Origin of the sequence: Streptomyces sp. NPDC002742 (assembly GCF_042888885.1) — a bacterium.
Classification (GTDB): domain Bacteria; phylum Actinomycetota; class Actinomycetes; order Streptomycetales; family Streptomycetaceae; genus Streptomyces.
The window spans coordinates 43515-68905 of the sequence record NZ_JBIAQF010000036.1 but is presented as its reverse complement, the minus strand read 5'-3'; the positions used below and the strand labels follow the sequence as shown (position 1 = coordinate 68905).

Annotated in this window: 14 protein-coding genes; 4 read left to right on the top strand and 10 right to left on the bottom strand. The window is 68.4% G+C overall.

Going from position 1 to position 25391, the window contains the following annotated elements; genetic code table 11:
* The first annotated feature begins 164 nt into the window (after positions 1–164).
* On the top strand, positions 165–3251 hold the full coding sequence (locus ACFYW8_RS39575; protein ID WP_389090424.1) for a hypothetical protein: 3087 nt from the start codon (positions 165–167) through the stop codon (positions 3249–3251).
* Positions 3252–3549: 298 nt separating this feature from the next.
* Here the strand turns inward: ACFYW8_RS39575 and ACFYW8_RS39570 are convergent, their stop codons facing one another.
* Complete coding sequence (locus ACFYW8_RS39570) at positions 3550–6426, bottom strand: N-6 DNA methylase (RefSeq protein ID WP_389090421.1); 2877 nt, start codon at positions 6424–6426, stop codon at positions 3550–3552.
* Between the two features lie 267 nt (positions 6427–6693).
* Positions 6694–11097, bottom strand: coding sequence for an AAA family ATPase (locus ACFYW8_RS39565; RefSeq protein WP_389090457.1), 4404 nt, complete (start codon positions 11095–11097; stop codon positions 6694–6696).
* Between the two features lie 160 nt (positions 11098–11257).
* On the opposite strand from ACFYW8_RS39565, the gene ACFYW8_RS39560 reads away from it, so the two are divergent.
* Positions 11258–12115 (top strand): hypothetical protein, encoded by an 858-nt coding sequence (locus ACFYW8_RS39560; RefSeq protein ID WP_389090418.1) that lies wholly within the window; start codon positions 11258–11260, stop codon positions 12113–12115.
* A gap of 210 nt (positions 12116–12325) precedes the next feature.
* Positions 12326–12595, top strand: coding sequence for an SWIM zinc finger family protein (locus tag ACFYW8_RS39555; RefSeq protein WP_389090414.1), 270 nt, complete (start codon positions 12326–12328; stop codon positions 12593–12595).
* A gap of 188 nt (positions 12596–12783) precedes the next feature.
* Here ACFYW8_RS39555 and ACFYW8_RS39550 read toward each other — a convergent pair whose 3' ends face one another.
* The 8 genes from ACFYW8_RS39550 to ACFYW8_RS39515 all read right to left on the bottom strand — a co-directional run bounded on the left by ACFYW8_RS39550 (position 12784) and on the right by ACFYW8_RS39515 (position 23979).
* Positions 12784–15936: a hypothetical protein gene (locus ACFYW8_RS39550; protein WP_389090410.1), complete on the bottom strand. Its 3153-nt coding sequence runs from the start codon at positions 15934–15936 to the stop codon at positions 12784–12786.
* Complete coding sequence (locus tag ACFYW8_RS39545; RefSeq protein WP_389090408.1) at positions 15933–17210, bottom strand: hypothetical protein; 1278 nt, start codon at positions 17208–17210, stop codon at positions 15933–15935. Before ACFYW8_RS39545 ends, ACFYW8_RS39550 begins: the two co-directional genes overlap by 4 nt.
* Positions 17200–18480, bottom strand: coding sequence for a hypothetical protein (locus ACFYW8_RS39540; RefSeq protein WP_389090405.1), 1281 nt, complete (start codon positions 18478–18480; stop codon positions 17200–17202). The genes ACFYW8_RS39545 and ACFYW8_RS39540 overlap by 11 nt, the downstream gene beginning before the upstream one ends.
* Positions 18473–19864 (bottom strand): Wadjet anti-phage system protein JetD domain-containing protein, encoded by a 1392-nt coding sequence (locus tag ACFYW8_RS39535; protein WP_389090402.1) that lies wholly within the window; start codon positions 19862–19864, stop codon positions 18473–18475. Before ACFYW8_RS39535 ends, ACFYW8_RS39540 begins: the two co-directional genes overlap by 8 nt.
* Positions 19865–20572: 708 nt before the next feature.
* The gene (locus ACFYW8_RS39530; protein ID WP_389090399.1) at positions 20573–22093 is read right to left on the bottom strand and encodes a UvrD-helicase domain-containing protein; all 1521 of its coding nucleotides are present in this window, start codon (positions 22091–22093) and stop codon (positions 20573–20575) included.
* 100 nt (positions 22094–22193) lie between these two features.
* Entirely contained in the window at positions 22194–22574 is a 381-nt protein-coding gene (locus ACFYW8_RS39525) for a hypothetical protein (protein ID WP_389090396.1), read from the bottom strand.
* 86 nt (positions 22575–22660) lie between these two features.
* A complete protein-coding gene (locus ACFYW8_RS39520) occupies positions 22661–23557 on the bottom strand; it encodes a DUF6083 domain-containing protein (protein WP_389090393.1) in 897 nt (298 codons plus the stop codon).
* A 158-nt stretch (positions 23558–23715) separates the two neighbouring features.
* Complete coding sequence (locus tag ACFYW8_RS39515; RefSeq protein WP_389090390.1) at positions 23716–23979, bottom strand: helix-turn-helix transcriptional regulator; 264 nt, start codon at positions 23977–23979, stop codon at positions 23716–23718.
* A gap of 635 nt (positions 23980–24614) precedes the next feature.
* Here ACFYW8_RS39515 and ACFYW8_RS39510 point away from each other — a divergent pair.
* Positions 24615–25139, top strand: coding sequence for a hypothetical protein (locus ACFYW8_RS39510; RefSeq protein ID WP_389090387.1), 525 nt, complete (start codon positions 24615–24617; stop codon positions 25137–25139).
* Positions 25140–25391 lie beyond the last annotated feature (252 nt).

The following is a 25391-nucleotide window of genomic DNA, read 5'->3' as shown; positions in this document are numbered from 1 at the left end:
CTCGCCCGTGGCGCCGGGTAGTCATTCAGGGTGGAGGATTTGGGTGAGCGTAGAACCCATGTCGGTGAGACCTCGTAGGCTTGAGGGCTCCGCCGTCTGGGCGGATTCGTCCGTAAGGGGTGCGGGTGCCGGCTCTTCCTCCTCCCAGTGCCACGGGTGTGCGCGTGGCTGGGGACACCTACCAGTGGCTGTACGTGTGGGAGGGGTGCGTCCAGGCCTACAAGGACGCGCTCGACGGTGTCCGGGGCGCGGTGGTGGCGGTCGGTGCTGAGGTCACGGGGGCCGGCAACCTGGACGACGTCGTCTACTACTACGCGGATGGGAAACCGACCCGCTACGCGCAGGTTAAGTACGCGGCCGACGCGTCGACCGCGGTGGGGGAGGAGTACCTGTTCAAACCGAGCGCCGACGGCGGACCGTCGATCCTGCAAAAGATCACCAGCTCCTGGCAGACCCTGACCCGGAACGGGGAGCAGGTCCAACTGGCCCTGCTGACCAATCGGTCGCCGGATCCCGCGGACGTCCTGTTCAAAGGCCGGGACACGCGAACCGGTCTGCTGCGGCCCCGGGCAGACCGGCAGGGACCCCGCTCAGAGCGGGGACAGGCGCGCGCCCGCTGGGCCGCTCACGCCGGGCTCGATGAGGCCCAACTCCTCGAACTCCTGGATGTGTTGGAGTTCCATCTGGGGCGCGACGAGCCCCTCCAGCGCAAGCTCGTCTCCCGCCTGATGCAAGCCGCCAGCCTGCAGCACGACGAACAGGCGATCATGACCGGCATCCAGTGGGTCACCCAGCAGGTCATTGGCGGCAAGCGCGAGCTGTCCCTCACCGACATCCGCGCGGCGGTCAGTGAACTCGGTCTGCTGGCCAGTCGCTCGGCCGGGCCCCACACCCCCCGGCGCGGCGAGGTGCTGGTCGCAAGGCCCCGCCCGGTCACCGCCTGGCAGCCGGACCGCTTGGGCGTACACCGGGCCGTCCAGGAGCACGACGGCATGAAGCTGCCCCCTTACATCGACCGGGACCACGATGGCGAACTGCGACGCCACTTGCACATGGTGGCCAGCGCGGGCGCAGGCATGGTCGTCGTGCGCGGGGACTCCTGCACCGGCAAGACCCGCTCGGCCTGGGAAGCAGTCACGGCCTGCGTGCCCGACTGGCAGCTGCTGTACCCGAAGTCCGCCGCCGGACTGCGCTCGTGCCTGCAGACCAACGTGCTTGCCTCTCCCACGGTGATCTGGCTGGACAACGCCCACCATCTGTTCGCCGAGGCGGACGGCAACCGCGCTGCCGCAGACCTGCTCGCACTGCTGGAACAGCCGCCCGCCCCGGTCATCGTCCTGGCCACCATGTGGCCCACCCCTCTCGACGCGCCCGGAACCAACCCCAAGAAGAAGGGCCGGACCCGGCACATTCAATCCCTGCTCGATCTGGCCCGCACCGTCCACCAGCCCAGCGCTTTCGACACCCCTGGGCTCAACCGGTTCGAGAACCAGGCCCGCAGCGACGGCCAGTGGACCCAGGCAGCCGCCCAGGCCCGCGCGAACGGTGAACTGTGCCAGCGCCTGGCGGCCGCCCCCGAACTCCTGGACCGCTACCGCCATGCCGACCACCCACCCGGCAAGGCCGTGGTGACCGCAGCCGTCGAAGCCCGCCGCCTGGGCGTACGCGGACCGCTTCCCCTGGCCTTCCTCGAGCACGCCGCCCTCGGCTACCTCAGTCTCGACCAGCGCCTCAAGCTGGACCGGCAGACCTGGTTCACCGACGCCCTCACCTGGGCGCGAACCCCGGTCAAAGACGTCGTCTCATGCCTGCAGGGCGTTCTCGCGCCTGACGGGATTGGCGAGGCGGCGGACCTGGTCGACCTCAGCGACATCATCGAGCAGCAGATCGCCCCCGAGCGCTGGGGCATAAAGCCCCCGGCCGCACTCTGGCAGGCCGCCCAGTCGGACCTGACCGACGGCAGCGACCTGGAAACCCTCGCCCTGCAGGCATTCGCCTTCGCCCGCTTCCGCATCGCCCGGGACCTGTACGTCGCCGCCCTCGACCGCGGAACCTCCTCCGCCTTCGAAGGCCTGTGCTTCTCCTATACCGAGACCCACCGCCTCCGCACCAGCCAAGGCCTGAAGGAGCTGTGCGACCAGGTCGACCGACTCTGCGACGGCGGCGCCGGCCTCGCAGACCTTGGCACCGCCCTCATGCAACTCGCCTTCGCCGACGAAACCGTCGAGCACGCCGACACCCTCCAACCGCTCACCGAAGAACTACTGACCCGGGCCTGCTGCGAAGGCAACCGAGACGCCCACCTGGCACTGGAGCACTTCCTGCACGCCCAAGGCCGCCACCGCGACGCCGAAGCTCTCACTCCACCGCCCGAGCCCCCGGCACCGCACAACCCCGCCCAGCTCCTGCACGATGCTGCCGCAGGCGACGCGACCTCCCTGGAACGACTGCGGAAGGTTGCAGGCAGACGGAACGAGACCTTCCATCAGATCGCGGCCGCCGCCTTCACCGCCAGTCCCGCATCGTGGAGTTGGCCCACCAAACTCGCCCGCGCAGGCGCCGCCGAACTGGTCGAACCGCTGCTGCGCGCTGCCACCGACAGCGGCGACCGGCAGGCCCGGCAACGGCTGGTGAGCCTCCTCGACGAGCAGGAACGCACCCATGAGGCTGAGGCCGTGCTCCGTGCCGTCTCCGCCACCGACATGTACGCCCTCAGCACTCTGTTTCACCGGCTGTGGCCCCACCGGCCCCGGGCCGCCCGAGAGGTCCTCACCGAGGCCGCGCAGGCGGGCCACATCCTGAACGTCCTCACTGTGCTTCGGCCCCTGACCTACGGCGGACGTCTTCCCCACGATCGCCGCTTCGCTATCACCGCCATCCGCGTGCTGGCCCGCCTGGGCTACGAGCCCGCCCAGGTCCAGCTCGCCCGAACCCTGCTGGCCGAGGCGCACGAACTCGAATGGGAGAAGACACCACACCACGACCTCATGGCCCGCAAACGCGACGAGGCGCACCGACTGCTGCGGCAAGCAGCCCCAGGTCACCGTGAAGCCCGTAGCCTCCTAGGCCGACTGGCCGAGCAGGAGGACAACTACACGGAGGCCGCCGACTGGTACCGCCAGGCCATCGATGCTGGCGACTACGAGATGTTCCCCTCCCTTCTGCAAGCACTGCGCCACGGAACACCGCCGAACGAGGACGAGGTTCTCTACGGCCTTGACGCCGACGGCAGCCGGCTCCCCCCGTGGTGATGTCGCGGGCCTTTTCGTCCCGGCAACCTCACCGGTGCAACGGCGACATGTTCTCCGGCCCTGTCTGCGATCGACTGGGTGAACCTTCACGGTGTCGGTGACCTTGTTGCCCGGAGCGGACTGGCGGGCGTTGCTCCGGCCGTCCGCGATGAACTCGTCCGCAACGGAATCACCGACGGCTCTGCGCACCTTCCTGCAATGCGCAGGCTGTGCGGATCGTGAGCCGCCAGGCCACGTTACGCCCTCTCTCCGATCCCCTCTTGCTCATCTCTTCGCACCTTCATGCGCGGCCGCAGGTTCACGGGGTGCTCCACTCGCGCAGTGCCTTGAAAACGGAGTCGCTGTCGAACTCGTGGCCTCGATCCAGGCTCTTGAGGAGAGCTGTGGAACTCGTCATGCGGTCGGGGTAGTACAGCTCTGGTGCCAGGCATGTGGGGCAGTCGCTCAGGAGGCAGAACGGCGAGAGGGGGAGGGGTTTGTCGTTGGGGGGGATGAGGTAGAGCCGGTCGTCTGCCAGAGGGTGTGCTGTGTCGAAGGAGACCGTTGCGAAGTCGGGGTGGTCGCCCATCAGGGCCAGGCCTGATACGCGGAATTTCCCGGCGTCAGGCATCCATTGGAGCCGGTCGGTGTGCACCCATCGGGTGTGGGCGAGGAATGCGCATCCCGACAGGCTGCTGAGCATCAGCGGTTCGATGCGCCCAAGGCTCTTCTCCAGCTCGGCCCGTGTCCGGGGGCCTGCGCCGTGCCGGATCTTGTTGCGGAGCACGACCAGTTGGTCGAGATCGGCGACCAGGCCTTTCCCGCCCTTCCTACGAGCTGTTGCCTCGACGAGGCCGGCGGCGGGGTCACCGTGCTGGCGTGCGTCTTCGGCCACGGCCTTGACCACCCCTACCCAGTGGCCGAGGGAGACACCGCCCCGCTCAACGGACTGGCTCCACTGGGCGATGGCCGGCAGATCCTGACGGCCGCGGTCGGTAGCCAGAGCAAGAGCCATGATGCCCAGAGAAAGGATCAAGGACTCGGCGCACTGGATGGCTGCCTCGTGCTTTTCCGCCAGGGACAGGGAGTGCCGGAACTTGCGGACCGCGCGCGCTACGGCGTAGGGGTACGAATCCTGGAACAACTTGTAGGGCTCGTTGTGCCGGCGCAGGTTCTGCGCGGTCAAGGAGCTGATTGCGGCGGCGTCATCCAGCCGCCCGCGCCGGGCCGAACCGGTTCCGCTTTCGAAAATCCGCATCCGTCTCCGGTGGAGGTCGTCCTGGATGCGTGCGGCTTCCCGTTCTCCTTCGTCGAGCATGGCGAGGGAGGCGCGGATTTCCGACAGGCTGCCGTCACACCGGGGGATCCAGATGTCGGCCATCTCGCGGGCCTTGATGCGCGGGATGACTCCGTACTTCGGCAGCTGCTGCTCAGCCAGAGCGCTGGACAGGTAGGCGATCACGTACTCGTGGGGCAGAAGCTCCTCGGTGAGCCGGATGACGATCAGACCCTGGCCGGGCTGCACGCCGTCGTATTGGCTCGGCACACACGTCCAGTGGCGGGTACCGGCGAGATCCCGTCCGATGATGTCGCCCTGCCGCAACTGGCGGCGGGGTTCGCGCTGGTCTGCGCGCAGGGGCAGGTCTGCCACGTCCGGCAGCGTGCTGGTCAGCAGGCTGGGTGTCAGGACTCGCCGTCGCCCGTCCGTGTCCGTCGCATCCGGTTCTTCGTCCAGATCGGCTTTGCGCACGGACCCGGGAAAGATTTCAGCGAAGTCCCCCAGACGGATGCCTTCCTGCGCGGCCCGCTGCATCTCATGGATCTGACGGAATCGTCCCAACGACAGGTTGTAGTCCTCCGCGGCGATGTCCGCGCTGGTCACGCAGAAGCTTTGCTCGGACCGGGCACGCCGGCGCTCGCTGCTGTGCCGCAGCCGCCAACGCCGCATGAAATCCGGGAGGTTGTTGCGCGTATGATCGACGGCATCCAGAACACTGTCGGGAGCCACCCCGAGCTTGTCCTGCGCCAGCAGTGGCTCACGCCGGTCGTCCAGGCTGAAGCCGTCCGCCGTGAGGTCGTAGAACCACACGCTGTCTGTCCGTCCGGCACCCTTGGTGAAGAACAGGATCGCCGTCGACACCCCCGCATACGGCTTGAAGGTGCCGCCGGGCAGCTGCACCACAGCCTCCAGCCCATGCACGTCCACCAGCAGGCGCCGAAGTTCGATGTGCGCGGAACTCGAGCTGAACAGCAGACCGGCGGGGACGATCACGGCCGCGCGTCCCTTCGGCTTCAACAGCTCCAGAATCATGGCGAGATGAAGGAGCTCGGCCTTCTTCGTACGCACCATTGCGAGCAACTCGGGTGCGACGGCCTCGTAGTCGACACTGCCCGCGAACGGGGGATGGGCGAGGACGACTGAGTAGCGCTCACGTTCTGTCCCGGCGCCCTCCGCCAGATTGTCCCGGTAGCGCAGATCAGCACCCTCGTAGCCCTGAAGAGCCAGCCGCATGCTGCTCAATCGCAGCATGGTCGTGTCGAAGTCAAACCCGTGGATCCTGCCGCTCACCTCCGTCACGCTCTGCTGCGCGGTGTCCGGGCGGGACCGGTGGACGAACTGAGCCGCAGCAGCGAGGAGACCGCCCATGCCGCAGGTTGGATCGCACACCTCGTCGTCAGCTCCGGGCTCCGCCATCGCTGCCATCAGAGCAGCCAGATGAGGAGGCGTACGGAAGGCACCATAGGGACCGGCCGTGGCGACTCGGGCGAGTAGTTGTTCATACAGAGCGCCCGCGTCGGCATCCCCAGCCGAGAGCGCCTCTTCCAGCAGGCCCACAACCCTGGCGAGGAGACTGGGAGTCGGGATCGTGAAACGAGCATTTGTGACGAGCTGCGAATAGCCCACCCCGGCGAAAGTGCGGCGACGCAGCCATGGAAACACCTCGTCGGTCATCGACGTATACATGCGTTGAGGCGTCAGGCGGATGAGATGGCACCAGCGCAGATGCTGCTCGTCCTGAGTGAAGACAGGCTCCCTCTCCAGTGCTTCCTGCGGAACCGCCTCCTGGTCCCAGCGTTCCTGAATGCCGTCCAGCTCACGGAGATATAGGAGGTGGGATATCTGCTCCACGATTTCCAACGGATTGGCGATTCCCGCTGCCCAGAAGGCGTCGAAGAGCCGGGTGGTGGTGCGCATGAGACCGTCGTTCATCACGTACCGGAGACTATCCGTGCCGTCCACAGCCCGGTGATGTATCCCGGCAAACCCGCGGACGCCTGCGCCACGAACGCTCCGCCAGAGGGTGTGCTGACCATGCGGGTCTCGCCCTGTCCGCAGCGGCGCCGGAACACGAGCGTGCCGGAACTCGTGCCTTCACCAGAGGCGTTGCTGCCCAAGCGGTTGGGCCCGCCCCGTGGGCAGGCGATCGGCGGCGACAGCGTCACCAGCGGGCGATTGCCGTTCCTACGACGGCTCTTCCTTCAGCGGCCAGCTGAGAGTCGCCAGTCCTGCCGGACCGCCGATGTGCACGTACTGCGTGCGGCCGGGGGTGTGCACGATGTTGGTGACCGGTGCCGCGGTGAGCAGAGAATGCATGAGACGCCCGGTCAGAGGCTCCCACAGCCGCATGCCGGTGCCGTTCCCGGCTGCCAGCAGACAGGTTCCGGGGACATGGGGGAGCGGGGTCATGACAGCGGTGTACGGGGTGTCCATCCGGCTGATCGGGCTCCATTCTCGAGGGTCCCAGATCACGATCTCGTGGGGCGTGGCGATAGCCACAGCGACACGGCCATCGGGTAGAGGGACGAGAGACAGCGAAGTAACTACGGGGCGGTGGGGCAGCGTGCTGTCCTCGACGAGTTCGCCACTGGCCACATCCCACACCAACAGCCGGGAGCGCGCCGCCCCCATCACCAGGCAGCGGCCGGTGGGAGAGGGCAGCGCCAGCAGCGCGGTGATGCGCTGCCCGCCGTCGGGTAGTCCTGCCACCTCGCCGGTGCCGGCATCGACGACGACTGCTCCGCTGTTGCCAGCCACCACGACAGCGATCCGGTCGTCCGGAAGCCGCACGGCGCAGCAGCGGTTCTCCTCGAACGAGCCGCTCGCGATCGGCTTGGTGGCATCACGCCCGACGCGCCACAGATGAATGGCCTTTTTGTCGCCCACCACTACGGCGGTCTCGTCGCCCGGGCTGGGTACTGCCTCCAGGAACGTCACGGGCTCGGGGTGCTCGTAGTACTCCAGGCATTGACCGGTCGTAGCCTCGAGGATCTCCACGATGCAGGCAGTGGGGACGGCGAGCCGCTGTGCGCCGTCGGCCGGTGGCAGCGCGGTCATCATGCGTGCTCTGGCCAAGGCACGCGGCGGCTCGTTCACCGCAGTCCGCCGACTGGGAAACGTGCTCCGTCCGGCCCGGTGCAGCAGGATGCCCTCGTCGCCGCTTACCGCAAGCTTCCACTTTTCGTCCCGGTCGGAGACGGCGGCGAACATCGCTCGTGGCTGCGCAGGATACGCTCCCACCCGCCGCGCCTCGGGCCGGGACACGTCCCATACTTCGATGGACTCGTCCGTGACGACGCCCGCCAGGCGGGCACCGTCTGCAGCGGTCACGCTCACCATGCGCCGGGCCGCATCGGGCGGCCAGCCCGTCTCTTCGCCGCTCCGGAAGACAGTGGGGAAGATGCCGTCCCGGAAGGGGTCGAACAGCATCACCGGCTGGTCCTGGCCGAGTACTGCCAGCAGATCGCCTCCGGACGGACCCCGTACAGCTGCGATGGACAGGTTCGTGGAGAACGGCACATCCAAGGGCAGCACGTCCTGCGTCAGGGGATCGAACAGCACCCACCCGGCGCGATACAGCTTGAGGAGGTGATAGCCCCGGCCTTCCGGGGCACGGACCCAGGTCAGCCGCTCCGGGAGGCGGGCACCGTCGGGCAGGCGTACCGGGCGGACCGTATCTTCCGAGGGCTGCCACAAGAGCAGTTCGTTCCGCCCGCTGGCCACCACCATCGTCCAGCGGGCGTCACCATCGCCTGCCACGGTCACCATGCGCACGCTGTTCCGTTCCAAGGTCGCCAACTGGCGGCCCGAGAGCGGATCGAACACCGCTACGCTGCGAGGGCCGGCCGCCACGAGAAAGGGACGTCCGCTGGTGCCCATCGCGATGGTCAGAGCATGTGCCACACCTGTATCGATGTGGGTGAGCTGCTGGCCTGTCGCGCTGTCCCAGACGCCGATGCCGCTGCGGGTGCTGGCGGCGAGCAACTGCCGACCGTCCAGCGTCCTGAACGCGCGCAGAGCGTGCACCCGGCCGGAGGGAGAGGCCACCACATTGGCGCGCCCCTGCCAGCGCCCCCACTGCGTGTCCAGGGCCGCACCGACGGTGCGGGCGGAAGAAGAAGGCGACGGCACCGAGCTGTTGTTCCAGGCCGGCGCGTCGTTCGCCGCCAGATGGAAGGCGATGCTGCTCAGGCGGGACGGGGCATCGACGGATGCGTCCAGGTAGGGCTCGATGAGCCCGGCCGCTGTGAGAACCCTGCGCTGGGTGTGGCCCACCGGCAGCGGTAGGCCCAGCCGTCCGCGCAGCGACCCCGAGCTCTCCCAGACCGCCAGCTCGACCGGCATGATCGAATCGTCCAGTAGGTGGCCCTGCTCGGCGTGATCCACGGTGTGGCGGCGTACATAGGGGTGCGGCGCCAGACGGCCGCCCTGCCGGGCCAGCAGGGCGCACGCCCGGGCGATGGCACGGTGGACCTTCCGCACGGGCTGCACGACCGTCATCTCGGCAGCCCGCTCTTCGGAAAAGCCTGCGAGCGGATCCACAATCAGCGAGCCGGGCTCGGCCAAGAGCACCTCGGCCACCCGCTGATGGGCAGGCCGGTAGGTGACCCGGCCGTCCTCCTCCCCGGAGGCGAGGTAACCGACCAGGCGGCTGTGCCGCACTATACGGATCACCGCATCGATTTCAACGGCAGCCGGTGCCCCCGGACCGAAGGTCGCCGCGGCCACTGCCGGCCACACTTCCGCCCACGGCAGACCGGAGCCCTGTGCGAAGGCGGTGGCCCGCAGCACCGCGAGCAGCATCCGCAGGTCGATGTCCCGGTCCTCGGCCACCTGCCGCAGGTCGCTGGCGAGCAGTGCTGTCGTCCCTGCCAGCAACCGGCTGCGCCACAGGGGATCTTGCACGTCCTGCCGGCAGGCCGCGGACCGCAACTGGGCGGCGGCCAGCCGGGCGTCGAGGAACGACGGCGTCACTGCCTGCGCGATCACAGCGGCCGCCTCGGCGGCCGCTGTGCCGTGGCCGGCGTACGGGCTGTCCTGATGCGCCTGCAGCACCATCTGTACGTACGCGGTGATGTCCTCGGCGGTCTGCGCGCCGTCCGTGCGCAGCAGTCGAACCGGCACCGTGTCCTCGCCCATCCCCGCCTGCAGTGCGGTGTGCAGGAAACCCAGCAGCTGATCGGCCGCCGCATCCTGCAGCCTGTCCTCCCTAACGTCCTGGGCCGAACTGCGCATGCCTAGCACCAGACGCACTGTCGGCTGCCCGTCCGCAGTACGCAGTTGGGCCAGAGGCGTGATCACGTCGGACAGGCAGGCGGTGGGCTCCTGAGCCTCGTCCAGTCCGTCGATCACGAGCGTCACCGGACCCATTCCGCTCGCACCGGCGAATTGGAGGCGGTCCAGCACTGCCTGCAGGGGAGGTTCGCCCTCTGCAGCGTGGGCACCGATGGCGGTCAGCAGATCCTCGATCAACGCCAGAGACGACTTCCCTCGCGCGAGTACGGCTGCCTCCACGGCGCCCGTATCGGGGCGCAGTCGTGCGGGAATTGTTGCAACGATGTCCGAGAACCGGGAGTGGGTAACGAACCAGGGATCGCTCAGGGTGACCAGTCGGGCGAGCAGCGCCGACTTGCCTGAGCCGGCCGCCCCGGTCACCACCAGCACGCCGGCCCCGGCGTGGACGAACTCCACCAACGCCTGCATCAGCGTCTGGCGGCCGCTGAAGTACCAGCCCGGGTCGTTGTCGCCGGTGCGGCCCGAGGCGCGGGCCAGCCAGTACTGCTCCAGGGCGAATGCCGACAGCGAGACTGGCTGCCGGGAGGCATCGACGATCTGTTCCTGCGGCTGGTAGTGCGGGTTGGGCAGGCACAGACTCGGCTCGCCGCGGCGGGAATCGGGCCACACCCACAGCGCCTGCAACAGGTCGGGATGGCCCTCCTCCACCGTCTTGAGGAGCTTCTCCCATTCCTCGAACGACAGATGCGGGGCGGTGAAGCCAGCCGACTCGTCCCGGGCCTTGTCCAGCGCCAGCCTCAACAGCCGTGTGAACTCGCCCCGGTACGGCTCCTTCTCGAAGTGACCACTGGTGATCACAGCGAGGGTCTTCAGTCTGCGCCGCTGCTCACCCAACTCCTCGAACAGCACACCCAGTTCAGTCTTGAGGCTTCCGGCGAAGCACGAGTCGACGAGCACCAGCACGTGCTCCGCCTCGCTGTCCATGACTTGAGTGATCAACTCGCTGGTGGGGAACGCGGTACCCAGCAGCCGGTCCTGCTCCGTGGAGCCGAAGGTCAAGTAGTGGCGGCGGGACTGGCCCCGCAGGCCGTGCCCGGTGATGTAGACCACCAGCGCCTCGTCCCACGCTGCCCGGGTCAGCGCCTGATCGGCCATGAAGACACGCAGATCCTCCGGCTGCGTCAGATCCTTGGGCCGGGCGACCTCGAACCGCCGGTCCTCGTCCATCGCGGGACCGGCCAGCCAGTCGGTGATCGTCGCCACCTGCTCCCGGATCCCTGCGGTGAACTCGTCATCGCCGGTGAAGTACTCATCGACCGCGACGACCACCAGCCGCCGCGGCCCCAGCGTCACTCGGTTCAACCCACGCCCCCTCAGCACGCGTTGCCGAGCACTCTAACCACCGGAAGGGCCCCGGCCGATGAGGCGCTGTCTCCGTCCAGGGCCGGATACGATCCCAGCAGTCACAATGGCCCCGCCTCCGGCGGGGAACACGTCCGGGGGAAGGGGCAGCGTGCACATTGTTGGAATCCACGGCATCTGGCAGGGCAATACCAACGCCGTGAAACTCTCGGCCGACTGGGCCGGCGCCTTAACCAAAGGCCTGCGCCGCTACCAGGGTCCCGACTGCCCCGTTCCGCCGCTGCACGTGGCCTACTACGGAGACCTCTTCCGCACCCCGAGTCAACGCCTGGGCGCGCGCGAGGACGCCCCCCTCGTCGACGACACCGAACCCTTCACCGACCAGGAGGAGGCGTTCATCCTAGACACTCTCGCCCTATACACACCGCCCGGACTGGATCCTGAACAGCTCGAGACCGAAACCCTCGGCCTGGGCGTCCCCTACATCCCCCGCCCCGTCGCCCAGGCACTGGCTGCCGCCGACCACAAGATCGGCCGTGACATGGGCCGGCGCCTGCTGCGCTTCGTCCGCCAGGTCTACCGCTACCTGCACCACGACATCGGTGAACGCATTCGCGCCGAAGTCCGGACCGAACTACACCGCCCTGGACCCCGTCTCGTCATCGCCCACTCCCTGGGCAGCATCATCGCCTTCGACATGCTCACCCGCGCCGACACCGGACCCGGGCCCGACGGCCTGACCGCCCTCGTCACCTGCGGATCCCCCCTCGCCTGGCCCACCGTCCGCCATTCCCTGGGCCAGGACGGCCCCCTCCAACTGCCCGACGGCATCAGATGGATGAACCTCCACGCCGCCGGCGACATCGTCGCCCAGAGCGGACTGGCAGCCGTCGCTCCAGCCGTCCGCGACGAACTCGTCCACAACGGCATCGCCGAGCCGCACGCGGCCCTGCGTTACCTGGACAAGCAGCCGCTCGCTGACCTCATCGTGAAAACCGGCACCCCGTGAGCCCAAGGCGCCGCCCCCGCAAGACCACATGACAAACCTGGTGACGCGGCACTGCTGACCTTTCGGACTGGCTTCGCCCGCCGCGTCGATGCCGCCGGCGCAGACGTCACCGCTGCCGTCCACCAATGGCTGGTCGGTCCGAAACCGCGACTCTCTCGTCCTCCGGACAGCACCCACGACGACGCTGGGTACCCCGAACCGTAAGGGCTTGTGGCTATCGGGCCTTTAGCGCCCTGCAGTCAACGATCGCGGAGCCTGGAGAAGCGTTGCAAAATAGGCGCGGGGCCGTTCCCACTGTGCTGCCTCGGCCGCCCTCAGCCCGCCGGGGTCTGCGCCTGGCTTTCAGCGTTTGCCTCGCCAAGACCGGCTACCTGCAGCTGTGGCGCGGGGCTGCCCTGTCGACATGCAACGCAGGGCCCGTCCCTGGGCTTCGGGCGACGTTCGGCGTTGTGGTCAGGTGTCTGTCGTGGGCTTGAATAGGCGTACGTTCCTGGCAGTGAGCCGGGACTCAACTCACCTACATGGGGAATTGGTTAGGCCCCGCTTCTGGCTGCCGCGATGTCACGCCGGGTGGCAGCCAGCTGGCGGGGTTGAGTGGCATCTGCGCGTTGGCGGATGCCGCAGCCGCAGGCTGGGCCAGCGACCATCGGCGGATGCGCACACGTCGTTCAGGATCGGCTGACCACGAGATCATTCAAGGTGAGCTTGACGCGGCGCCGGTTGGCGTCGAAGCCGTACATGGCAGTGGGCCGGTTCAACGGGTCGGATTTCGAGTAGTAGCGGAACTGCAGTACCTGGCCACACATCGGTCCTACGTCCGCCATCAGGCCATCCTGGCATGTGGCCAACACAGTGATGCCGTGTTCCAGCGCGGCGTCCCGCAGCGCGGCGATCACTTCACGACGGTGCTCCGCGCCGAGTGAGTCACCGAGTTCGTCGAGGATGAGGACGCGGCCCCGCGCGTCGGGTGCGGCCAGCAAGGCGGCCAGGACGAGATGGATGGAGAACAGCTTCTCCTGGGCGGTGTTGGTGGGCGCATCGTAGGCCAGCAAGGAGCCGCCGGGGTTGCGCTGCCACCGGGGCACGACATGGCAGATCCACTGGCCCTCGGCGCTCTCCGGCGCGCTTACGTTGTAGACCAGGTCGGCGGCGTACCCCTCTTTCCTGTGCAGCAGATTGAGCTGGTTGCTGATGCGCTCCAGCGCACTGTGCACGCGTTCCTTGATGGACTCCTGGGTTTCTTCGAGGGCCTGGCGTGACTCCTCGACGAGGTCGTGGAGGTAGCTCTGTTCGTCCTCCCGCTCCCGCCTTTTCACCTCCACCTGCTCCCGAGCTCCTGCGTCCCGCTCCTCGTACTCATCCAGCCACGTCTTCAGCGCGGTCAGCGAGCCACGGAAGATGGTGTCGTGCGGATCGTGGGTGTGCGCCTCGTGATGGTGCAGGGCGTCGGCGATCTCCACGGTGGCCACACCGGTGGTTGCAGTGTCTGCGGCGAGCCTCGTCAGCGCCGCCGTCAGCCGGGACCGGCTCTCGCTGCGAAGATCCGCACAGGTACGGACCTCGGGCGGGTGCTCAGTGTCCCGCGGTACGACAGCGTAGGAGCTGATGCCGTCGGCCGGCTCCGCGCCGGGCTCATCCTCGGGCAGGTAGCTCCAGTTGAGCTCCTCCAAAGCCTCCTCTTCAGAGCCCGTCCAGATCATCCGTGCCCGGTCGGCGCTTGGCCCCTTGCGGAGCTCCTCCAGCTTCTCCTTCCTCCGCGTCGCCTGCGCCCTGTCGTCCTTCAGCTTCCGCAGTTCGCCCTCGAGCTTGTCAGCGCGCTCCTTCGCGGTGAGAAACGCCGTCTGGGCCTCATGCGCCGTCTCGCTTGCCTCTTTGGCCAACGTGCGCAGCCCGGGCAGCGCGGCAACGCACTGGGCGTGTGTGTCCTCGAGGTCGCGGATCTTGGGAACGAGCTGCTGTACGAGCTCTTGGGCCTCGGCCCGTTTGATGTCCTGGCGAAGTTCGGCGATCCGGCGGCGGTGCAGGCCGGCTGCGGTCTCCAGCGCAGCGCACTGGGTTCGGGCCTGATCCCGCTGCCCTTCGAGGTGGGCACAGATGTCCTCCTGGCCGGCGATCGGCTTCTCGAAGCCTCCGATGACTCGGACCCCCAGCCCGGACAGCCAGGCATGCGGAGGAACCGTCACCTCGGTGGCATCGGCCAGGGCATGCAGGAACGGCACCGTCAGGGGATCGGCGTCCACGATTCCCTCGGGCAAGCCATCCGGGGCGCCGGAACCTGCCGCCTCCGGTTCGCTCGACGGCCCGCAGATGAGGATGGTCCCGGGCAGAGTGCTCACCGCACGGGTGGCATCCTCCAGGGCATCGGAGGCGATACACACCGCCTCCCTCCACGGCGCCAGGCGGGCCTCCCACTGGGGCCGTGCCTCAGGACGGACGCGAGTGGTGGCCATCAGCCCCACCCTCCGGTGGGACGTTGCCCCCTCCAGGGCCCGCAACGCCGCCCCCGCCTGGCCGGTGCGCCCCTCCCGGGCCTCGGCGAGCTCTTCCTCCAGCGCCCCGACACGTTCCTCGGCCAGCAGGAGTTCCGCCTTCACCTTGAGCTGACGTGCCTCTTGGTCGCTGACATGCTCGGCGAGCTCGGTGAGGGAGGGACCGACGTAGTCTTCGGCCTGCTGCCGCGCCTGGCGGTGATCCTTTTGCGCCCGTTTCAAGTCGCCTCGAAGCAGTCCCAGCTTCTCGCTGGCCTCCTCCACCTCTCGCTGACGCTCTTCGCTGCGCAGCTGTGCGGAACGGGCTGATTGCCGGAGCTGGCCGATGTCGCGGGCTTTGGTGAGCTGGCCCTGCACTGCGTCATGCTGCGCAGCCAGAACTGCCAGATCATCCTCGACACGGGCGAGGCTGCTGCCGATCCGGCGCTCGTAGACGACGGCATCAAGGGCGGCGCGTGCCGATGCCAGGCGCCAGAAGCGGTGAGCCCGGCCGGCCTCCACCCGTGCCCGCTGTCGGGTTTCGACGGAGTGAAGGATGATTTCCTCTTCGTGCCAGGACTTCTCGGCATCGGCCAGTTTGTCGGCCAGGTTCTTCTGCGTCCTAGCCAGATCCTTACGGGCCTGTACGTCCGTGGCGAGCATGCCGGCCTTGCCGGTGAGATCGAGCAGCGCCTCCCCGATCTGCACGGGCGTGAAGGTGCCCGCATCCAGCTTCAGCAAAGAGGGCCGCGACCGCATGCCGCCGCGGCTGATGATGTAGGCCAGCAGGCGCGGGGCGCGGCCGTAGAGGACCTCCGCGTAGTCCGTGGCCCCCAGGGGTTTACCACCGAGCGCGCGGAAGAACCCCGGAGCCAGCTCGTGCTGGCTGCGATCGTCTCCGCCGAGCAGAAGGTGCACCCCTACCTTGTGCCGTACCTCGATGTGCGGTGACTTGGCCGATACCTGCAGCCACACGGTGTGCGCGCTGCCCAACGGATCCTCGGGTTCGGCGAAGACGCCCACCACATAGCCGATCGAGGCGGCCTCGTTCACCTCTGGCGATGCGCCAGCGGTGACGGGCTCGAACAGCAGCTTGGGTGCGTGCACGGAGCCACCGCCCGTCATGCGCCATTCCGGGTCTCCCAGCAAGAGGGCCAGGGCAGACAAAAAGCTGGTCTTTCCCGACTCATTGGAGTCCTTCGGCCCCCGCCCGGTCACCGCGACGAATGTGCCGGGGACGATCGCCACCGGGTGGGAGGTCAAACGGGCAATGGAGAACGTCTGGACAGCAACCAGCTGACGGGTGCCGATCACTCCCCGCTTGCCACGTGCACTATGGATCTGCTGACTCACATGCGGTCCGTCTCTGTCAGGATCTCAGGTAACTCGCCTCGAGGCGTGGGAACTTCGAGGCCGCGCCGCCGACGGATGGCGGCGGCCAGCTGCCCACCGGGCCGACCGACCAGAATCAGGTCCTCCCAGAGCAGGTTGCTGCGGGCCTCGCTCATGCGCTCCAGGGCGGGACCGGGCAGATAACGGCCCGTGGTGGTCTCCGCGACCATGCCCGCCGCTCGCAGCCTGCGCAGAGCCGTCCTCATCGCGGCCTTGGAGATCCGCCGGTTGGAGGCGAGCTCCGCCAGGGTGACGGTGTGGGCTTCCCCCGTCCAACGGCTGTGCCGGTGCCGCCCCCGAGCTCTTGGAATCGCCACCGTGTGCAAGAGGACCAGAGCCAGCACGGCCCGGTCCACCGCGGCGAGGGTCCCGACCTCCTCGGCCACCAGGGCATCGGCGAGCGGGTCACAAAATCCGGTGACCCAGTTGCCCTCCGCCGTCTGCAGCAGCTGCCGCCCGCACGGCAGCAAGGCCTGTTCCACCGCGGCCCGCATCGCCGGATCAGCCAGCATTGGCAGCTCACCCCGGGGCACCGGCCGACGTGCCGTCTCCAGTGTGGCGATCACTGACCGCACCACATATCCATCGGACATCTCGAGCTCTGTACCGGCATCGGCCCAGACCTCATGCGGCGGCATCACCGAATCCGGGTCCCCGCTCGCCTGCTCATCCGCTCCGGGAGCAGGCAGCAGATGGTGCCCTCGGCGCAGACCTTCCACCACCACAGCAGGAAACGCCGCAACGGCTGCCCCCAGCCGCAGCTTGTCCTCGTCCACGGAGATCAGGCTGGCCTCCGGCAAGGTCCGCTCGAGTGCCCGCTCCACCGCTTCGCGGTCCGCGCCCAGCTGGGAACACAACGCCACAATGGCGGCACGCCTAAACGGCCCGCCCGGAAAAGGCGCGTGCTCAGGCCGCGGCCACGCCGCGCGCAGGCATGCCGCCCACACCAGGGTCGGCACCGGCGACAAACCAATCCGGAACGCTGGCCCCAGGCCGGCAGCCGGTGTCGTCTCACTGTCCCACCCCAAGACCAGCACATCGGCCAACCGTCCCACTCCGTGCACGCGGATCACCCGGCGTCCGATCCGGGCGGCCGCGGCCGCAGCGGCAGCCGCCACGGGACCAGTCGTCTCGGCCGACGTCACTCCAGCGGCCCGCAAACGCCCCAGAAGCAAAGCTGCTTGAAACGCTCTGTCCTCATCCGCCTCACGAATGGCGTCCTGTTCAGAAGCCATCCAAACCCCCATCGGGCCTCTGAATCACATTCTGGCGCCGAAGACGCAGGGGATGCAGATAAGTGACGGAGGCCTCCGGATCGGCTAGCAAACCGTCCTCCACCACGACCGAATAGGGCTCGTCAGGATCGTCACTCAGCGCCAGCACATCGGTGATGATCGACGCAGCCGCAGGCCATCCCGCTTCGTACAGCGCCTGCGTGAGATCGACTTCCTCGTCTGCCGCCAACAGCTCATCGGCCCGCAGCCGACGCCGCTCCCGTAGACGCACGTGTGCCTCCTCGGCCCACTGCAAAGGATCGTCCTCATCCTCGTCGTCGCCCTCGACCACGAGAGGCCGCACACGTGCCCGCGAGCGCGGCGCGAAGCCCTCCACTGTCTCCAGAAGCTGAGCCGGTTCGATCCACACCGCCGGCACGTCAGCGACCAGGGCTGTTCCCACCTGCGACAGCAGCTCAACGCCACCCCGGACTGCGGCGTGGTCGTACTCCTTCACGGTCAGCACGTCAAAGTTCAGACTGCCGCCGCCCTGCTCGAGCACTCTGTCCGCAGCAGCCATGACCTGCTGGCGGTAGAACTGCTCTGCCTCGATCAGAGCCGAACCAGCTTCCTCCAGCGCCCAGTCACCACTGAACCGGTCCGTGACCAGTTTGTTCAGTTCCTTCACCTGGCGCGTGAACCCCTGATGATCATGCTGTCGATGGGACTCCATCAACTCGGCCGTCGTGCCGGTGACGATCTGCCGCTGCAAATCCAGAGCGAACACCCGCAGCGCGTTCCGGCAGGACACCAGATAGTCCAGAGCCGCCTCGGGGTCGGGATTGCTGCGATCGAACACTGCCCTCGCCCGATCTAACAGCAAGATCAACTCATCGACACCCCCGTGCTCCGCCAGCCGTTCAGCCGCCAAAGCACCCGCCAGCCCTGCGGGCCGCACGACATACCGGTCCTGATGGGACTTCAGAAGATAGGGCTCAAGGAACCCCAGCCGGATCAGGACCGCCAAACGGCGATCTATCAGCTCCTCCGACCACCCCGAAGGATTGCCCTTCAACGCCTGTACGACCTCAGCCTTCGATAGCCCGTGCGCCCCGGCATGCTCGGCAAACACTTTCAGGATTGCAAGCGCCACCCGCGCCACCTCCGGGTGCTGCGCCACGGCACCAGCATCTTCAGCAACGGGAGCCATGAACGCCCGCCAGTTGGCCAGCTGAACAGCCGCCGCCAGATCCTCCCGATCGCCCTCCCCGAACGCGAGCTGTTCACCCACCGGCAGGCACCGCCTCCAACAGCCCAACCAAGCGAGGAAGCACTTTCCGGTGCAACGGCTCCTGCTCGCACGACTCGCCCGAGACCGCGATCTCCGCCGCCAAGGCCCGCAGTTCCACCGGTCCCTCCGCCGCCATCCTCTTCGCCAGCGCGCGCGCCTTGGGAAACTGCTCAGGCTCCTGATCCCGGTAGGGGCCGGCACGCCACATTTCCACTTCCATCCCCACCGGATGCACTTTGCGGTCCAAGCGCCGGGACAGGTCATCGATGATGGCAATCCCATCGGCGTCCAGGTCTCCCCAGATGGCCATCCGCTCCGGACGCATCCACTCCAGCAGGGCAACCAGCTTGTTGGTGACGTACCCCCTGCCCCAGATGCACAGCCACTGCGACGTGACCTCCGGGATCGCACACACGCGTTCAAACGTGTCGGAGTTCTCAACCAAGAAGACGCCACGCCCTCCGTGCTCGACTTCCCCCACCAGCCGCAGAGCCCCAGCAGGCAGGGCAATCCACGGTTTGGCCACCGCAGCGTCGGCGGCCACCGCCCCCACTCGCCACCGCAAAGGCCCCCGCACTCGAATATCGACATCAGCCTCATCGAGCGCCAGGTCAAAGCTCATCCCGACCAGGTTCTCGAAAGCCGTCTGCCGCGGAGGGGTCCACTTCTTCGACCCGCTCAACGCAAGGCCAGCCAACTCTTTGGCGGACAAACGCTCCCCGTCCCGGTACGCCGGCCACCACACCGACGCCGCGCGCACCGCCGCCTCATAGGCAGTCCATGCCTCGGTCGCGACCGCACTGTCCTGCGGGACCCTCAGCGGCGAACCTGCCGGACAGGCATCCAGCAGCACCTGCTCCCGCTCCAACTCCGGTACCGGCGCCATCAACGCAAGCAGTTCCTTGCGCACCTCATCGGGATCCCGCCATCCGCGCAACTCCTGCAACAACTCGTCCGCCTGCAATGCCCACGAATGAGACAGACGCCATGCCAACGGGCCGGCGAGCTCGAGATCGTCATCAACCGCGCAACGCAGGACCACGCCTCCGCACCGCACCAGCGCCAGAGCCACATCCCACGCCCTGTCTCTGAAACGGGACTCCACCGTGGCCCAAGAGCGCCGCTGCGCCGAGAGCACCCACACCAGATGCCGGCTATCCAAAGTCTCCGGGGGTTCATAGACCGGCTGCTGCCGCGCAGTCACCAGGTCGACTTCCCGAATGCGCAGCAAGCCCCGGCGATTACGCGGTGCGCGGTTCATCCCCTCGCGACGTACCGGCACGGACAGAGCATGTGTGCCCTCCGGGGCTTCAGCCACCGATACCCGGATGCGGCCTTCCGCTTCACTGAACAACAGAGCCATAGCGCCCGCCCCGGCACTCATACGCCCTCCCCAGAGACACATCGGGCCTTGAACCCAGGAAGATTCACTCTGTCAGGAAGGCATACACAAGGCCTCTTGCGCCCCACAAAAAGACAAAGTGAGTTCAATCCAACACTGCTCCAAAGCGGGCGCGGGGACCTATCGTCATCTGCTGCCCGCCCCCAGGCTGCCCGCAAGGAGGATCGACGCCGTCCTGTCACGGAGCAGGGTGCCGACCTCATGCCATCCGCTTTTCCCGCCGCAGTTCGACCGTGATGATCTCCCGGACGCGTGTCCTGATCTCCCCGGCACTGGAACCGGCTGCGTCGGCGCCCCGGCCGTCGCCTCCGGATCCTCCCACCTGCGCCCCTCATCGCCGGCCGAGCGCACGCCGGCCCAGCGCGGAACAGCGGTGCCAACTGCCTCAGCGTGGCCCCGGTCCTCCAGCTGCAGGCTCCAGCGGCGGAGGTCCTGAAAGCGACCCTCGCCGGAACGCCGGTCGAGGCCTTTGCCCTGCAGGTCGCCGAACTCGTCGCACGCCGGAGTGTCTGACCGAATAGTTCCCCGAATTCTCGCTGCTCCGGTGCCCGGACCCTGGTCGATCAGCGTCGATCAAGACCGAACAGGCCACACCCGGATATTCGGGCCCAGTCCCTGACACCGCTCAGACCAGCGGTTCGGAGTGCTGGGCCGGGCATGCTGCCGGTGACGGCGCAGCGCCCGTGACGGTCAAGCATCACCTGGAGCTTCATGCCGCACCGCCGGTGCAGCTGTTTCAGCCTGCACCCCCTGGCAAGGCCAAGGGCGGTCGTTGATCCAGTTCAGGCCGCCGAGGTCGAGGTGTCGGCGGGCGCGGGTGACGGCGACGTAGGCGAGGCGGGCGTCGGTGTCGCTGACGGGTTCTGGGACGGGGCGTCCTTGTGCGTCGTTCTGGTCGGTGTCTTTCGGTGGTAGGAAGTCCTCGCCGATGCGGACGGTGGGCCATTCGCGGCCTTTGGCGCTGTGTGCGGTGGAGACGGTGACGTGGGCGAGGGTTTCGTCGGTGAGTTGGTGGACGGCAGTGAGGATGGCGTCGGTGCCGTGGGTGTCGACGAGGTCGATGAAGGGCTGGAGGTCGCGTCCGGCGGGGTCGTGTGCGGCGTAATCCTGCAGTTCGCCCCAGGAGGGGAACAGGACGAGTTCGGGGTGGGTGGTGCGGCGGCCGCTCTGGAGATCTCGTGCTGCGAGGGCGAGTTGGGTCAGCTGGTGTTGGCCGCGGGTGAGGGCGACGCGGTGACCGGCGGAGAGCAGGCGCATGACCTCGGCCATGGCGCCGATGTTGGTTCGGCAAAGGACCGCGTCGGGGCGGGTGAGGCTGCCGACCTCGGTGGCGAGGTCGTGGGTGCCGGTGAGGCGGATGGGGGCGTCGGCGAGGGTGAGCCACCGGTTGGCTTCCTCGGCGATGAGGGGGCCGAAGCGGAATGAGCGGGTGAGGGTGAGGGGGGTGGCGTCGAAGCCGGTCATCACGTCGCGGGCGCCGCGCCAGCCGTAGATGGCCTGGGCGGAGTCGCCGACCATGACGAGCTGGGTGTGGCTGCGCTGGGCGGTGAAGACTTCCTCGAGAACGGGGTTGGTGTCCTGGGCCTCGTCGAGGAAGAGGAAATCCGCTTCGATCCTGGGCTCGGTCAGGGCCCACATCTTCAGGTAGTGGTCGTGTTCGAAGCGGACGACACCGCGGTCGGGATGGTGCAGGTCTTCCCAGGCTTTGGACGCGAACGGCAGTACCTCCTGGGCGAGTTGCTTCTGTTCGCCGGGGCTGCTCAGGCCACGCAGGTAGGGTACGTGGTGGTGGGCTAGGGCGCGGTCGGCGGAATGGCAGAAGTGGGTCACGGTGCGCAGCACGGTGTGGGACAGCAGTCGGGGGCCGATCTCGTGCGTGCCGATGCGGACCGGGCGGGTGATGCCGAGTGCCTGGCCGGTCTTCCAGGCCGGCTGGCGGGGACTGTTGAGTCGGCTCGTGTAGCGGTGGCCGAGCGCGGCGTAGGCCGTGGCGTGGGCGGTCTTGCAGATCACGGTGCGGGGGAAGCGGGTGGCGGCATCATGCGCGATGTCCTTGTTGAAGGCGAGGTAGCGGCCGCGGCGCTGGGTGTCGGCGGCGAGCTGGGTGAGGGTGCTGGTCTTTCCCGTCCCGGCGCCGGCCTGCAGGACGAGATGGTGGCCGGCCCGGAAGGCGTCGGCGGCGTGGGCCTGTTCGTCGGTGGGAGTGTGCAACAAGGGCTCCGCGAGAGAGATGAAGAGGATCAACGGGGGAGGGGCCTGTAGCCGCCGCGTTGGGAGCGGCGGAAGGAGGAGTTACGGCGTTGTGCGGGTGTCAGGCACGCCGGTGGTTGTGCAGGAAGCCGGCCACGCAGGCCAGGACTTCCTCGGGCGTGTGGTCGGCGAGCAGGCTTTCGAGCCGGATCTCCAGGTGCCGGGCGCGTTCCTGGGCGTCCCGGGCGAGGGCCGCGGTCACCCGCTGCCGGAGTACTTCCTGGGGCCGTTGCCCCAGAATTGCCGCCGCCTGGCGCAGCGCCTTGTCGGCGGAGCGGTGCAGGTCGACGTTGACCAGGACCTGGCCGTGCCGGTCGGGGTAGTGCGTGGCCAGGACGTCGACCGGCAGGCGCGCACCGATCCGGCGCCGCACCGCGTGCAGGGCGCCGCCGGGACTGCGGGCGCTGTGGACCGTCATCAGCCGGGTGCGGTCCGCGCTCACGGCCAGGGCCATACTGCGGCGTGCATCTCGCAGTTCGCCGGGAGCAGCCGGTCTGGTCAGAGTGATCTCGATGGCGTGGTGCGGCATCAGGGCCGGGCCGCCTGCCGCACGCAGCCGTGAGGCCCGGGCCGTCGGGCACTGGTGGGCAGGCGGGTGTGGACGTGTTCGTGGTGGCGCAGCGGATCGAAGGGCTCCCAGTCGGACACCGCCAGTTCGGCGGCCGTGGGCGTGGCGGCGTGCTGCGGGCAGCGCTGGGCGCGCCAGCGCAACTGCTCGGCGTAGGGGACACGGCTCAGGTCGTAGACGGCCATGACACCGGCAGTCAATGCCAGCTGGCCGCCCGCCGCGGTGACGGGCATCAGCCTCCAGATGCCGGCCGGGGCACCGGGAGTGAGCAGCGGACCGGTGCAGCGATCGCGTCGCCGGGTCTGCGCGACGCACCGGATCTCCTCCACCGGCCGGGACGCGAGATAGCACACGTACAGCAGCTGCACCACGGGCCGGGCCGGACGGCAGGCCCGTGCACCCGCGACCGCGGACGCTGGGTGGTCTGGCGCGGGGGTGAAGGCGCCGGTGTCGATCAGACGGCGTGTGGTCACGGCCAGGGCCCGGCGCAGACCGGTCAGGCAGGCAGGGGCCGAGTCCGTATCCCGGGCAGGGCAGACGGCCGCGTGTGGCAGGCGGCACCAGTTGCTGCCGTCATCGACCGGGTAGGCGAGACCGGAACTGACGTGCCAGCGGCACGCGGCGGGCACCTGGGCGATGGGCAGTTCGTCGGGATGGAGGCGGACGGGGCGCCGCTGCGTGCCCAATCCGCGGTGATACCACTCGATCCAGTTGCCGCACTCGCGGCATCGGTCGCGCTGGCCGGAGCGCAGCAGGCGGCTCGTTCCGCCGGGGGAGATCTGCAGAAGACGGCGCGGGCGCGTGGAGATCGGGGTGCCGTCCCAGTGCCGGGCTGTGGAAGGTGGTGTGGAGCGCATGCGGGTGAACCTGCCAGCCGACACGCCGGATCAGCGTCGGCGGCGCCGGACGATCGCCTGGTCGGCCCCATCTGACGAGACGGGCGTGCGAACATGCGGTCGCCTGTTCGGTGGCTCTCGCCGGTTCGGGTGGTCTGCCGCGGACGTGCGGCCAAGGGTCAGTCGTCGGCCGGACCGGGCAGGTCGTGCCCGCGGCACAGCGTGCTGAACAGCTCGTCGAGCGGTGTGCCCAGAGCATGGGCGAGAGCGTGCCAGGTCTTCAGAGTGCCGATGGTGCGACCCTGCTCGATCTCGATGAGAGTGCGTCTGGCCAGGCCGGTACGGGCCGCGAGTTCGTCGTAGCTCCATCCGCGTGCGGCCCGCAGACGCGCGAGCTCCAACCGCAGTGCGTTGAGGTCCGGGTCGGGCGGCAAGATCGTCACTCGTCCATCCGACGGTGCAGACCCTTGCCCTGGCAGTGTAGACCTCTGCCCTATTTCCGCAGGTCGCGCGCACCCCGAAGAGGGCAGGGGTCTGCACTATGGTGACCGCCGCCCCATACCGTCACAAGGTCGGCCCGCGCCGAGCGCAACAGGAGGAACACGCGCCCATGAGGCCGCGCACAGCATGCCCGGCACCACCCGGCACCTGGACCGTCGAACTGCACGCACACCCCGACGGCCCCGCCCTCACCTGCCAACAATGCCCCCACACCGGCCGCCAAGTCGCCACCGGCTCCGCCCGCCAAGCAGCCCTCGCCCACCTCGCACGCCACGCCCGCGGCGACCTCCGACCACCCCACCTGCGCACCTGCCAATGCCGCGAACACGGCTGCCACTGGCACCCACGCCACCGCGGCTGCGCTGGCCCCATCCGACTCCTCCTCGCCTGCGAACGCGGCGGACGAATCTGGAGACTCGCCGACACCTGCACCGCCTGCGCCGCCGCAACGGAGCGGGCGGCCGTCGTCCCCGACACGACCCTTGCCCCGACACCACAGTCCAGCCCGCCCCGACGCCGCAACCGGCCACCCAGAGGGCCGGATGAAAAGACCCGCGTTCGCAACATGCTCAGCTACATGGCCGCCACCCTCCCCGACAATGCCTCACCCCCAGCACGCCTGCTCGCCCTCCAATGCGCGCTCCGTGCGGACGACACCCTGCACGTCCGGCTGCCCAGAGGCGTACTGCGCAGCCTCCGCCTCGACGCCCTAGAACCCTGGCGCGACCTGGAACGGGCGCACTGGCTGCACAACGCGACCCCGAACGCATCCCGCCAGATCACCGCCCGACTCCTTGACACCAGCCTGCTCGGTCAGGAACCGGCCCGCCCAGACCGGCGCCGGGCCGCGGACTGGGCCTTGCGTGCAGGCAGCCCGTCCCGGACCGGAGTGGGCGGCCCGTTGCAGCAACTGATTGTCACCTGCCTCGCGGCGCACACCGACACGTCCGGCAACGGCTGGAGCGAACCTGGCCGGATGGCACGGGGCTGCGGTCTCTCACCCGGACAGCTCCCTTACCTGCTGGATCAGTTGACGGCAGCCGGGATGCTTGCCGCATGGTGGGGCTGCCCGTACACCGAAGACCTGCACTGGACCCTTTAGCGGTCGCCCGGTCCGCACGCGAAATGAGGCCTGCGGGACCTCGCCGAGAGTCAGCAACCGGCATCCGCGCTGCTTCGCCACACCACCCTGCTGCGCACCACCCAATCCCCGAGAAGGCCCTCTGCGCGGCAGCCCTCAGGCTTCCCGATTGCTGGCGGGTTCTACATGCCAGAAGGTGCGTTCCAGGGTGTCCCGGATCGAGAGCAGAGCTGGCGTTTCCCTGGTACCCAGAGCAGGTGCTTCGCTGCGTAG

What these genes read in the sequence shown, in the direction of transcription:
- ACFYW8_RS39510 (WP_389090387.1), top strand. Translation starts at nt 24,615, where the DNA reads ATGGCCGCCACCCTCCCCGACAATGCCTCACCCCCAGCACGCCTGCTC.
- ACFYW8_RS39545 (WP_389090408.1), bottom strand. Translation starts at nt 17,210, where the DNA reads ATGGCTTCTGAACAGGACGCCATTCGTGAGGCGGATGAGGACAGAGCG.
- ACFYW8_RS39570 (WP_389090421.1), bottom strand. Translation starts at nt 6,426, where the DNA reads ATGCGCACCACCACCCGGCTCTTCGACGCCTTCTGGGCAGCGGGAATC.
- ACFYW8_RS39520 (WP_389090393.1), bottom strand. Translation starts at nt 23,557, where the DNA reads ATGCGCTCCACACCACCTTCCACAGCCCGGCACTGGGACGGCACCCCG.
- ACFYW8_RS39535 (WP_389090402.1), bottom strand. Translation starts at nt 19,864, where the DNA reads ATGAGTGCCGGGGCGGGCGCTATGGCTCTGTTGTTCAGTGAAGCGGAA.